This is a genomic window from uncultured Maribacter sp., from assembly GCF_963977385.1.
In the GTDB taxonomy this organism is placed as follows: Bacteria; Bacteroidota; Bacteroidia; order Flavobacteriales; family Flavobacteriaceae; genus Maribacter.
In genome coordinates this window covers 76,972-90,272 of record NZ_CAXBOU010000017.1, presented here as the reverse complement: position 1 = coordinate 90,272, position 13,301 = coordinate 76,972, and the positions used below count along the sequence as shown (strand labels likewise).

The 13,301-nt window shown below is 34.7% G+C and carries 6 protein-coding genes; 2 read left to right on the top strand and 4 right to left on the bottom strand.

From position 1 onward, the window contains the following. Positions 1-52 precede the first annotated feature (52 nt). The 3 genes from lpxB to surE are packed head-to-tail and all read right to left on the bottom strand — an operon-like array spanning position 53 to position 2,269. The gene (gene lpxB / locus AAC084_RS16600) at positions 53-1,174 is read right to left on the bottom strand and encodes a lipid-A-disaccharide synthase (RefSeq protein WP_339841339.1); all 1,122 of its coding nucleotides are present in this window, start codon (positions 1,172-1,174) and stop codon (positions 53-55) included. Position 1,175: 1 nt separating this feature from the next. Beyond that, entirely contained in the window at positions 1,176-1,460 is a 285-nt protein-coding gene (locus AAC084_RS16595; RefSeq protein ID WP_339841338.1) for a hypothetical protein, read from the bottom strand. A 35-nt stretch (positions 1,461-1,495) separates the two neighbouring features. Next, positions 1,496-2,269 carry a 5'/3'-nucleotidase SurE gene (surE, locus tag AAC084_RS16590; protein WP_339841337.1) on the bottom strand — a complete coding sequence of 258 codons (774 nt, stop codon included), beginning with the start codon at positions 2,267-2,269 and terminating at the stop codon, positions 1,496-1,498. Positions 2,270-2,457: 188 nt separating this feature from the next. Here surE and AAC084_RS16585 point away from each other — a divergent pair, with 188 nt between their 5' ends. After that, positions 2,458-4,596 carry a carboxy terminal-processing peptidase gene (locus AAC084_RS16585; RefSeq protein ID WP_339841336.1) on the top strand — a complete coding sequence of 713 codons (2,139 nt, stop codon included), beginning with the start codon at positions 2,458-2,460 and terminating at the stop codon, positions 4,594-4,596. Positions 4,597-5,486: 890 nt separating this feature from the next. Here the strand turns inward: AAC084_RS16585 and AAC084_RS16580 are convergent. Further along, on the bottom strand, positions 5,487-9,527 hold the full coding sequence (locus AAC084_RS16580) for a two-component regulator propeller domain-containing protein (protein ID WP_339841335.1): 4,041 nt from the start codon (positions 9,525-9,527) through the stop codon (positions 5,487-5,489). 405 nt (positions 9,528-9,932) lie between these two features. Between AAC084_RS16580 and AAC084_RS16575 the strand changes: the two genes are divergently transcribed. Next, complete coding sequence (locus AAC084_RS16575) at positions 9,933-13,289, top strand: SusC/RagA family TonB-linked outer membrane protein (RefSeq protein WP_339841334.1); 3,357 nt, start codon at positions 9,933-9,935, stop codon at positions 13,287-13,289. Positions 13,290-13,301 lie beyond the last annotated feature (12 nt).

The following is a 13,301-nucleotide window of genomic DNA, read 5'->3' as shown; positions in this document are numbered from 1 at the left end:
CTTTAGTATATGAACTTTAAAATTATAGAATTATTTTATAAAAACAAGAAACCTAATCGATTTTGGTATTTTCAATGATTAACGAAGCAGCAAGTGCACTAGCTCCAGAGCCACCTAATTTGGTAATAAGTTCATCATAGGCAGCCAATTGATTTGCCCTTGCTTCTCCATGGAGTATCGATGATAGTTCCTTTTTTAAATTTTCCTTAGTAAAATCATCTTGAATCAATTCTTTCACTACTTCTTTCTGCATTATTAAATTTACCAAAGAAATATACTCTAAAGTAATAATTCGTTTCGCTATTTGGTAAGAGATCCAATTCGCTTTGTAGCAAACAACTTGTGGTACTCTGAATAGTGCAGTTTCTAAAGTAGCGGTTCCACTAGTAACTAGTGCGGCAGTTGATACAGATAGTAAATCATACGTTTTATTTTGAATGAACTTAACATTGGCATCCTTTAAAAAAGTGTGGTAGAATTCTTTATCTAAACTTGGTGCCCCGGCAATAACAAATTCATACTCTGAAAAATCATTAGTTAACGAAAGCATTAACGCGAGCATTTTTTGTACTTCTTGTTTACGGCTTCCAGGTAATAGAGCGATAATGGGTTTGTTCGGGTCGATATTATTAGTGGACCGAAATGCAGCTTCATTTAATTCGGTTCTATTTGATATGGCGTCAAGTAAGGGGTGGCCGACAAAATTGACGAGAAAACTATGTTTCTTTTCGTAAAATTCTTTCTCGAAAGGAAGAATGACATACATGTGGTCTACCGTCGCTTTTATTTTTTCGATTCTACCTTCTCTTGATGCCCATATTTGAGGAGAGATATAGTAGTTAATTTTGAAACCTTTCGATTTGGCCCATTTTGCAATTCTTAAGTTGAAACCAGAATAGTCAATAAATATGATGGCATCAGGTTTAAATTCTGAAATATCCTGTTTACAAAATTTTATATTCTTAAAGATGGCGTTCAAATTCAGAATCACTTCTAAAAAACCCATAAAGGCCAATTCTTTGTAATGCTTTGCCAGATTTCCACCAGCTTGCTGCATTAGGTCACCACCCCAACAGCGTATGTCAGCATTGTCATCCTGGATTTTTAATGCCTTAATTAAATTGGATCCATGTAGGTCACCCGATGCTTCTCCTGCAATGATATAATACTTCATTTTAAAAGACTTTGTAGTAAAGAATTATAAAAGCAGTTATAATGGTTGCTAACAAAACTCCTTTTGCTCTGTTGTCTCTTTTTATCCTTAAAAATCCAAAAAAAGCAATTAAATTTAAAACAGCTCCTAATGCTAAAAGACTACCAACATGTTCTTGTGCAACTGCCGCAGCATAAGTTTCAGCGATACTTAAATCTGAGAATAAAAGTATGTATAGTAACGTGCCTATGGTATTTGCGATAATACCTACCATAAAGCCAATTAGGATTTCTTTTTTGGTGTTCATGTATAAATTTTGAACTTAATAATTAAATATATGCATTATAATTCCCAAGTATTCAATTCTGAAATAACATGATGGGCGGTTAAATCGAAATGGGTAGGTACAACAGAAATGAATCCGTTTGCTAAAGCCCACTCATCGGTATCTTCCCCTTTATCTAACAATTCAAATACACCCGTTAGCCAGTAATAATCTTTCCCCATTGGGTTCGTACGCTTATCGAATTTCTCTTTCCAATTCGCTTTTGCCTGTCTACAGATTTTAATTCCTTTTATCTTATTTTTCTTTAGCTTGGGTATATTCACATTAAGTACAGTGCCTTTCGGAATCCCATTTTTTATAGCCTCGGTAACGATAGTAAAAATGAAATCTTGGGCTTGGGAAAAATCAGCTTCCCAATTATAGTCGCATAATGAAAATCCGATGGCAGGTATGCCTTCTATACCAGCTTCTACAGCAGCACTCATGGTGCCAGAATATATTACATTTATAGAAGAATTAGAACCATGATTAATACCACTAACACAAATATCTGGTCTTTTAGGTAATAGTTCTTGTAATGCCAATTTAACACAGTCGGCAGGTGTGCCGCTGCAGCTATATTCTTCAATACCTTCGCTGTCAAGATCAATTTTCATTTTCTTTGAAAAGAGAGCTGTATCTAAAGTTATTGCGTGACCCATACCAGATTGCGGACTGTCAGGCGCAACTACGACAACCTCTCCAATTGTTCTCATGATAGAAACCAACATTCGAAGCCCGGGAGCAGTAATTCCGTCATCATTGGTAACTAAGATTAATGGTTTTGCCATAGTACATACTTTCTACAGTAAAAATACGTTTTTATAAGTGATATGGCGGAAACGTCGTTTAACAAAAAATTAATTCCTAGCTCCATTATTGGCATGGTTTTTTCTTTATCTTAGACATTTATGTAGCTTAATCGCTACAAAGAACTATAAATTTGGAGATTTTGAAGAAGAAGGTAAAAGATAATTTTATGAAGAGAAATTTAGCTTATGTACTGCTTTTAATGCTCGTTGCTGTAGCCTCGTGCAGTTTTACAAATAAGACTTTTGAAAACGATGATAAAGACAAATTGTTATTGGATTTGATCACCTATGTTTTAGAAAAAGGACATTATGAGCCAAAAGCAATCAATGATGAATTCTCGGTGAATGTATTCGAAGATTTTATTGATGTAATCGACCCAACAAAAAGATATTTCGTAGCATCTGATATTGCTGAATTTGAAAAGTATAAATATCAGATTGATGATGAAATTAAAAATACGGATATCACTTTCTTTAATGTTGTTTATGAAAGATTGATGCAACGTATGGGTGATGCCAAGGACATATATAAAGAAGTTTTGAGTGTTCCTTTCGATTATTCTGAAAACGAAAGTATTAGCATTAAATATGATGAAGAGCCTTTTGCGGCCAATAGAGATGAACTTAAAGAACGATGGAGGAAGCAATTAAAATATGCAACCTTAGGAACTTATGACTCTAAGATTGTTCATATGGAGAACAAGGATATCGAAGTTACCGATGAGCATGACCATAACGCGCATACTTCTAAAGAAGCAGAATTAGAATCGAGAGAATCTACTGAAACTACTTTAGATGAGTTTTTCGATTTTGTAAATGACCTTGAACGTAAAGATTGGTTTGTACAATACATTAATACTATTGTCGACGAATTTGACCCACACACATTTTACTTTGCACCAGAAGAAAAGGAAAAGTTTGACACTAGTATGTCAGGTAAATTCGAAGGAATCGGGGCAAGGCTTCAAAAGAAATCAGAAGGAGCTAAAATTGTAGAGATTATATCTGGCGGTCCTGTTTGGAGAGATCAACGATTAGAGGTTGGTGATGAAATCGTTAAAGTGGGCCAAAATGGGCAAGAGCCTATCGATATTGTAGGCATGCGTTTAGATGATGCCATCAAATTAATAAAAGGTGCTCAAGGTACAATTGTAGATTTAACGGTAAGAAAAGTTGACGGTTCTTTAGATGTAGTTTCATTAACAAGAGATGTTGTTGAATTGGAAGAGTCTTATGCTAAATCTGCTACGATTATTAGAGGTCAAGAGAAGTTCGGAATTATTAATCTTCCTAAGTTCTACGTTGATTTTAATGACTACAGTGAAAGAAATGCGGCAACTGATGTTGCTAAAGAAGTTGATAGATTAAAAGAAGAAGGTGTTGAAGGTCTTATCTTAGATTTACGTGATAATGGTGGCGGGTCTTTAAAGACAGTTGTTGAAATGGCAGGTCTATTTATAAAAGATGGACCAATTGTTCAAGTTCAATCTAAAGATAAAGGTAAAGATGTGTATGATGATAAAGATGAAAGAATTCAATGGAATGGCCCATTAGTAATTTTAGTAAACGAACTATCTGCTTCTGCTTCTGAAATTTTAGCAGCTGCTATGCAAGATTATAAAAGAGCGATTGTTATAGGTAGTAAACAAACTTTCGGTAAAGGAACTGTTCAGAATGTGATACCATTGAATAACATGTTACGTAGTAATGAGCACGGAGATTTAGGTGCAATTAAAATTACAACCCAAAAATTCTATAGAATTAACGGAGGGTCTACGCAGTTAGAAGGGGTGAAAAGTGATATTGTTGTTCCAGATAGGTATAGCTATATTGATTTAGGTGAAAGAGATCAGTCAAATCCTTTAGGTTGGGATAAAATAACACCTGCCGAATATAAGCCATGGGATGGTTATATTGATTATGAAAAGACCATTGCAGATAGCAAAAAAAGAATGGAAACCAGTGAGCAAATTAAATTGATTGAAGAAAATGCAAAATGGTTAAAGGGAGAACAGGATGAAACTGAAATCTCTCTTAATTTTGACACCTATAAAGAAGAAAAGGAAAAGGATAAAGAACAATCTGATTACTTTAAAAGGTTAACCGATTACGATTCTAAACTTACCTTTAAGTCTTTAGGTTATGAAGAGCAGTTGTTTACGAAAGATTCTGTCTTACGTGAAAAGAGAAACAGATGGCATAAAAATTTAGCTAAAGATGTTTATGTAGAGGAAGCTGTAAATGTATTAGAAGATTTAAAAATCAATAATATTAAGCAAGGTAAACTAGCTAGTGTAAAGAATTAATTACACAGAAATTCTTTAAGAACCCAAACATTGCTTGCAATGTTTGGGTTCTTTAGTTTTTATTTGGCAGGTATGCTGGTTAGAAGTGTGTTGTAAATTAAGTTGGGTTACATTTATGAGGACCGCTTTTAATTTTAGTATCCTAGACCTTCCTATTTAGGCATTTTCATACGCTATATCAAAAATAGTACTGGCCTCATCAATAATCACATAATGTATATTTGCAATATTATGTGATTATTCGGGGTCTGTTTTTAGATGATACAGATCAATTGTTGGCATTTACTAATTATTGTTGAAGTTTTGGATAACTACTTTTCAATCAACAATTTGTATCGATTAACATCATATTTTAGATGTTTCAAAAAAAATCATGATGTTTTTTTTGTCTATAGATTTGGGCAGAAAACTTATGTCATTCGTGACGGCTGGTTTCTCAATTCCGGCGATATCCGATAAGGTGGCTATAACATTGTATTGCGTAGATATTAAATTGAATTGGCTTCTGGGTGTAATCTTTTCGGGCCATATAACAATCATAGGAGTGTGGGTACCGCGTTCATGAACAAAACCTTTTTAAGCTTATCCAAATTCTCTGGAACTGTAAAAAAGGTTGCGTTAGTGCCTCTGGTATCGGTGACACCGTTGTCTGATGTGAAAATTATCAAAGTGTTTTAATAGTGCCTCTCCTTTTTTTAAATAGGTGATAAGTTTGCCCACTTTCACGTCTAAATAATAAATCATAGCAACGAAACTGGCCTAAGTCCTTTATGTGAAACATTGCCGACCTTTCCTAATTAAGGATTTTAAGATCGAACTTTTCCGTGTAATAATACACCCAGCGTTGTAAGGCCTGGATAGGATTATGTGTAATAGATATAGCCCAAGCGTTAAGTTTTAGAGATTTTTCTTTGCCTGTATTTCGATGGCGGTTCCCCAAATTGCTTTTTAAAAGTTGAACGAAAGTATTTAGATGATAAAAAACCAACTTCAAAACTTATCTCTGAAATATTTAAATCAGTTTTTAGTAGTAATTGAGCTGCATGACGCAAACGAATGGTTTTTAAAAATTCATTTGGCGATAAATTGGTAAGACTCTTAACTTTTTTAAAAAACGGTGTTCTGCTCATTCCCAGTTCCAACACTAATTTGTCAATTGTAAAATTAGATTCGGAAATATTTTCATGTATAATCGCCACTGTTTTTTCCAGGAAATCTTTATCAGGTGTAGATTGGGCCAATTCCATTGGTTTCATTGCCGTTTCAACTTGATACCTCTGAATAATTAGTTTTCTGTTTTCAATTATCGATTTAATTTTGAAGAATAAAGTGTTTAAACTAAAAGGCTTAGTAATATAGTCTTCGGCCCCAAGATTTAATCCGTCAATTTGGCTTTCTTCATCAGATAAGGCGGTTAACAGGACTATGGGTATATGGCTGGTTTTAAGATTGCCTTTTATTTTTTTACAAAGTTCTAAGCCTGTTATTTTAGGCATTAGAACATCTGATAGTATAAAGTCAGGTATGCATTCTAAAGCTTTGTTAAACCCTTCTTCACCATCACAAGCTGTAACCACGTTAAAAAAGGAAGACAGTTCTCTTGCTATATAATCCCGAATTTCTTTTTCATCCTCAACAACTAATACTGTAAATTCGGTGTCTGAATCTATATTCTTAATAAGGTTTAAATCTAATAAAGCTCTGCTTTTTGTTTCGTTACCATTTTTCAATTCGGTCGAAACGTTGTAGTTATTAGCGGTTTTAGCGAGCTGATCTTTTGTAAAATGCTTTTTGCCTTGAGGAAGTATAATGGTAAAGGTACTGCCTTCACCTATACCTGAGGTGAATTTAAGTATTCCTTGGTGGGTTTCAACCAATTCTTTTGAAAGAGAAAGACCAATTCCGGTACTCGTAGAAGGGTTTTCCCCTAAATTATTGAACCTATTAAATATTCGTTCCTGCTTCTCCTGTGAAATTCCTTTTCCCGAATCTATTATTTTAAAGTAAGCATATCCTTTTGTTTTCTCTTCTTTGATTGATTTCCCAACGTAAATTTTAATTATACTTCCTTCGCCAGAGTACTTGATAGAATTGGAAATAAGATTGGAAATTACTTTTTCCATAGCTCTTGGGTCAAAATAGCATTTTACTTTGGGTGAATCTGCAAAGAACTTTATAACTATTGATTTGTCAAAAGCCAACTCTTTGAAGGATTCGGTAAGTCTGTGGGCAAACGGTGAAAAGTCATTTTTGGTAACATGTATTACCGCTTTTGTTGAGGAAGTTTTTCGGTAATCTAACCACTCATTGACTAATCTTAATAAGTTTTGCGCGTTGCGCTGAATAGATATTAGTTGACTCTTATATTCCGGTCCTTTTACCTCTGTAGTGATCATTTTGTCTAAAGGACTCAAGATCATTGTTAATGGGGTTTTTAATTCGTGAGTGAGGTTGGTAAAAAACTTTGTCTTAAACTTGTTTATTTCTATTTGGTTGTTTTTTTCCAACCGTTCAATTTTTAGTGTGTTCTTTAATTTTATTTGCTTTAATAAATATGTGTTGACCAAAATTATTATACCTACAATTATACCTAAAAATAGAATTCTGGCCCACCATGTTTGCCACCAAGGAGGTCTAATAATAATTTGTATTGTTTTTGGTGAGGAACTCCATACGCCATCATTATTTTTTGCTCTGACCTTAAAGATATATTCTCCAGGTGGGATGTTAGTGTAATTCGCTTTTCTTGCGCTATTGCTGAAAACCCAATCTTGATCAAAACCTAAGAGTTTATATTGATAATTGTTTTTGGATGAATTCGTAAAATTTAATGCGGTGAAGTGAAAGGTGAAAAAATTTTGATTGTAATTTAAATTAACTTCCTTCAGTTGGTTAATCGCTTTTTGATTGAGTAAATCTTTTGATTTTGACTTGGTGTCAATTGCTATTTTAAAATCAGTTAGTACAACCTCTGGAGGTATTGGGTTGGACTTTATTTGGTTTGGATGAAAGAAATAGACCCCGTTGGTATTGCCAAAATATAATGTTCCATCACTACCTTTTAAAGTTGCATTTTCATTAAAATCCAACCCTTTAATACCGTCTTCTCTTCCGAAATTCCGAAATTCTAAACTTTTAAGGTTTAATTGAGATAAGCCTTTGTCGGTGCCTAACCACAAGAAACCCATAGAATCTGTTAGTACCGAATTAATTACATTGCTAGGCAGCCCTTGTTCCGTAGTATATAGTATCGCTTCATTTGTATTTCTATTTAAATTGTAGAGACCATTCTTTGAACTTAACCAAATGTTGTTATTATTTACTTCAATTATTGAAGTTAGTTGTTTATAAGGTGTTCCATTTTTTTGGAGTACTTCTTTAAGAATATCATTTTTCGCATTGTATACAAATAGTCCTGAGTAGCAAGCCAACCATATGAGCGAATCTTCTGTTTGATAGATGCAGTAGGTTTGTGCATTTTTAATAATTGGGTTTTCAGGACGAAACTTATTTACCAGACCAGATTCCGGGTCGTAGGTGAAAATGCCATTTTCAACAGTCCCTAACCATATAATTTCATCTCTGTCACGAAAAAAAGCCTTAACCGTAGCATTGTCGCCCAAGGTCTTTGGCAGTGGAACGGTATAAGGTACTAAAGTGCCTTGTTTTGATAAATTATATACTTGGTATCCGTGATTGTATGTTCCCGCCCAAATACGCTGTTTTTTATCTTGAATGACCGCATTATTTACTCTTCTACTTTCTGAATTTTCATAAAAATGCTTAAACGTCAATAAATTAGAGTCAAATAGATTAATCCCACCACCATCTAAGGCTAAGGCTATATCGCCAGTTTCAGTCTCACACAATCCTAAAACTGAATTACTGCTCAGTCCAGTTTTATTACCTTTTTCATAAGACCAATGATTGAATTGGCTTTTATATGGATTAACAATTTTGAAACCTTGGTTTGTTGTGCCGATCCAAATAGAGCTATCTCTATCTTTAAACATAGAAGTTACGGACAGTACGGGAGAGAGAGCTCTGGAGTGGATGCTTTTTAATCTTCCCGATGGAATGTCATATTCAATTATTCCGTGACCATCAGTGCCCAGCCAAACCTTTTGGTCATCGATAACCAAAACACTAATTACTGCTTTTAAAGCATTGGTGTTCATTGTATTTTCGAAATCATTCAGTAGGGTTGGATTGTGGTTTGGTTTAGACAAAAACAACCCATTAGGGGTGGCAATTACTAAATCTTTGGATTTTAGAGACCCAATGGTACTCACACTTATTTCATTAAGACCTTCTAAATGTGGGGGAATAGAAAATTGTTCCTTGTCAATCGTATAATCCAGAAGTCCTCCGGATTTATAGCTTATCCGTAACGTATTGTTATTTACGCTTGAGATATGGGTTATATCTTTATAATTGAGATGCGAATAATATTTGATTTCATTTTTTGTGGTATTACAAAATATAAGATTGCCATCCACAGTTCCCATCCAGATAGAGTGCTTTTCAGTTTGATGGATAAACGTAATGTTTTCTTTAAGCGTGTTACTATTAATGAAATTAAACTCAATTTTTCCAGTAATGTAGTTGTATAATAGCGGACCCTGCTTTGTCCCTACCCATAGATTTTTGTTACTATCCCTATATAAGCATGTTATACTGTTAAAATTTACTTCGTTGTTTTTTAGTTTAACCTGTTCAAAGAGATATCCGTCATATTTATAAAGCCCGTTTCTTGTGCCTATCCACATAAAACCTTCCGCATCTTGAGCAGTGCAAGTAATATAGTTTTGTGATAGACCATTTTCTACATCTAGTGTATAGAAAGGTAAGTTGTTTGCATCCTTTTGTCCATAAAGGATGTTACTTATTATAAATGCTAGAAAAAAAAAGAGCTGTAGTGTAGATTTCATTCACTTTAGACTTTCAAAGAAGATTCTGAAAATATACTATTTCATTAAGGCTGCCTTCAAATATACAATTAAGGAGTTTACGAATACCTCTGTAAATTTTAGATCACTAGTTGTTTAATTCGTGTGGAGGTTAAAAATTCTATGAAACTGCTTGATAATGTAGACTTTTAAGCTTTTTGCTCTATAAAATAGAATGGGGTAAAAGTACAATTGTGGGTCATAAAAAGTTAATTTTTGGTTGGGTTAGAGGCTATTTGAGCTTGTTTAAAAACCAGATTACTACCGTTCGTTAGATAGATTGAGGCCTAGTTTTGAAAAGCATTCTTATAGGGCATTTTCAAAATTTATAGGACTTGAAAACAAAAAGGGATGTGAAATAATTTTAATCATCAAAACTTAACGAGTATGAATTACAAATTACGGAAGATGACCACTTCCAAATTTAAAGGGAAAAGCAGGAATTTACTTCTCTTGTTAGTGGTAATGAGTTTTCAGGGGGCAATGAGCCATACTGAAAATTACCCAAAGAATAATTTAGAAACGAGTAACACAGTTGAAGTTCTAAATGCAATTGACAACAGCCTACAGCAACATACCGTAGGAGGGACCATTACTGATTCGGATGGTACACCCTTACCGGGGGCTAACATTATTGAGAAAGGGACGACTAACGGTGTAACAGCTGATTTTGATGGGAATTATACTATTACAGTTACCAACAATGCAGTTTTAGTGTTTTCTTATATAGGTTATACCACTAAGGAAATCAGTGTATCCCAAAATACTGATATTGACGTAATCTTGAACGAAAATAGTGAAGAATTGGGTGAAGTTGTAGTAACTGCCCTTGGAATGAAAAGGGAAACAAAATCCTTGAGTTATGCTATGACCGAGATTAAAGGGGATGACATCTCAAAAGTAAACTCTCCTAATTTAATTAATAGTATTCAGGGAAAAGTTGCTGGTGTACAGGTGAATATGGGAAATTCTGGACCACAATCATCCCAACGTATTGTAATTAGAGGGAACTCTTCATTAGGATCTAATAACCAGCCAATATTTGTGATAGATGGTATTATTATAGATAATGAGGTTACCAGCACTGGACAAGGTCAAGATTGGGGAAATGATCTTAAAAACCTAAATGCAGATGACTTTGAATCTATGTCTGTTTTAAAAGGAGCTGCAGCTACTGCACTTTACGGATCAAGAGCAGCAAATGGTGTGATTTTGATTATTACCAAAAAGGGAGAAAAAGGGAAAGGCTTAGGGGTTTCTGTTTCCAACACGATTTCTTGGGAGAAAGTCTATGATTTTCCAGATTTACAAAATAAATATGGTAGCGGTTCTTCACCATTGTGGGCTTTAAATTCCGACGGTACAGAAAATAGGAATATATCTTCAGGACGTAGTTTCGGCCCTCGTTTTGACAATAAACAGGTTAATGTAGATGGCTTTCCAACAGATTATTCAGAAAAAAAGGATAATCTTAAAAATTTATATCAAACTGGTGCCTACAGAAATACCAACGTTGCTTTAACAGGAGGTAGCGATACTGGTTCTTTTAGGTTTTCTTATTCAAACCTTGAAACCAATGGTATAACCCTTAATAATGAATTTCGCAGAAATTCGTTCAGCCTAAATGCTCAGCAAGATCTGAGTTCCCGAATTAGCGTTGAGGGTGGTTTTGCATATGTAGAATCTGGAGCTCAAAACCCAACTGTGCAAGGGGGAGACGGTTCTCCTGTATATGACTTCATGTATAGTGTGGCTCGGGAATACGATACTTCATATTGGTTACAGGATAAACGATACATCAATAGTGCTGGAAATGGGTATAACGGAGAAGACCCATATCAGTATTCTAAAATGTTATATGATTACTTAGAGAATAAATACAATCAAAGAGAAAGTAGTTTCCGCTCCTATCTAAATGTTGATATAGAGCTTGCTGATTGGCTGACTTTTAAGGCTAAAGCAGATTTATATAAGTTATATACCACCAATGAATCCAAAATAATGGCAACTGGAGCAAGTAATTTTGACGGTTCGGCCTATAATATAAAGGAGAATAAAAAGGATCAATACAAAATAACGGGGATGCTTACGGCAACCCACTCGATAGATAAGTTTAATATGGCAGCAACGGTTGCTATGGAGCAATGGGATACGAGGTCTGGTTACCACAATTCATTTTCGCAAAACGGATTATTGGTTCCTGGCTTGTTTGATATGACCAATTCAGTGGAAAGGGCAAGAACAGATGTCAGATACAATACCAATCGTAAGCGAATTAACTCTGTATATGCCTTCGCAAATTTTGATTATAAAGGGTTATATTATTTGGATATTACTGGTAGAAATGATTGGTCTTCCTCATTGGTGTATTCTGATGGCTCTGGTAATAACTCTTACTTCTATCCTTCAGCTGGGTTTTCTTGGTTGTTTGTAGATGCTTTTAAGGAGGCAATGCCAGATTTCATTTCCTTTGGTAAGTTAAGGGCTTCATATGCAATTGTAGGAAGTGATACTGATCCATATGTAACTACGGCAACTGGTTTCTACCAATTTAAGGATACTTTCATTAATCCTCAAACAGGAGCTAGCTACCCTTATTATGAATTTGATTCTAGTTCTTTACCTAATAACGATTTAAAGCCAGAGAAACAACATTCAATAGAATTAGGGATGGACATGCGTTTCTTTAATAATAGATTAGGTTTTGATATTGCATGGTACAAGACCAATACAAAGAACCAGATTTTAGCGCTACCAATGGCTTCAGAAACAGGTGTAAGTTCTAGATATATCAATGCAGGAAACTTACAGAATTCCGGTGTAGAATTATTGGTTAACGGTACGCCTATTTATACGGATGATTTTCGTTGGGATCTTTCTTTTAACCTTACTAGAAATAGAAACAAAATTATTAGCCTATCGGAAGGTGTAGATAAATACCAATTGCCAGGTGGCGGAGTGGATACTCAAGCTTGGGCAACTGTTGGAGGAGCTTACGGAGATATTTATACTTCTTATGCTTATGATCGTAACGATGCTGGAGAAAAATTATTGAATTCGGACGGGTCTTATATCCGTTCAGGAAAAAGTGTTAAAATTGGATCTCTACAACCTAAGTTTCTATGGGGGGCAAATACCTCATTTTCTTACAAAGGAGTTAGTTTAAATGCTGTAGTAGATGCCCGTTTTGGAGGTGATATATTTTCGGGCAGTTACAATTATGGAATGTCTTCCGGTAACATAGAATCTTCATTGATTGGCCGTGATACAGAGTCTGGCGGATTACCTAGAACATTGCCAGACGGTAGAACAGCAAATGATGGTATAATACCAGAAGGAGTTTTTAAAGACGGCACAACGATCGATGGTTCGGACGTTTCCGGTATAAGTTATCGGAATGCTGTTGAAAATGGGGTTATAGGGCCTGTTTCTGCATATCAATTTTATGACTCCATGTATAGTTGGGGTAATGGTATTCGTGAAAATTCTGTAATGGAAAGTTCATGGGTTGCCCTTAGAGAAATTTCATTGAGCTGGAGTATCCCGAAAAAGTGGACAAAGCAAATTTCGTTACAATCGGCTAGTGTAGGTATAATGGCCAGAAACTTAGGTTATCTATACAACAGTCTTCCCGATAATATACATCCAGAAGGACTTGCAACTATTTATAGTTCTGAGTATCTAGAAGCAGGAGGAGCTGTTTATTCTAGAAATATTGGATTTACCGTAAAAATGTCATTCTAAAAAAATATATAA

Bases quoted from the DNA above. Each gene is read 5' to 3' on its own strand.
- lpxB (WP_339841339.1), bottom strand. From the start codon at position 1,174: ATGAAGTATTATATCATTGCAGGAGAAGCATCGGGTGACCTACATGGA.
- AAC084_RS16595 (WP_339841338.1), bottom strand. From the start codon at position 1,460: ATGAACACCAAAAAAGAAATCCTAATTGGCTTTATGGTAGGTATTATC.
- surE (WP_339841337.1), bottom strand. From the start codon at position 2,269: ATGGCAAAACCATTAATCTTAGTTACCAATGATGACGGAATTACTGCT.
- AAC084_RS16585 (WP_339841336.1), top strand. From the start codon at position 2,458: ATGAAGAGAAATTTAGCTTATGTACTGCTTTTAATGCTCGTTGCTGTA.
- AAC084_RS16580 (WP_339841335.1), bottom strand. From the start codon at position 9,527: ATGAAATCTACACTACAGCTCTTTTTTTTTCTAGCATTTATAATAAGT.
- AAC084_RS16575 (WP_339841334.1), top strand. From the start codon at position 9,933: ATGAATTACAAATTACGGAAGATGACCACTTCCAAATTTAAAGGGAAA.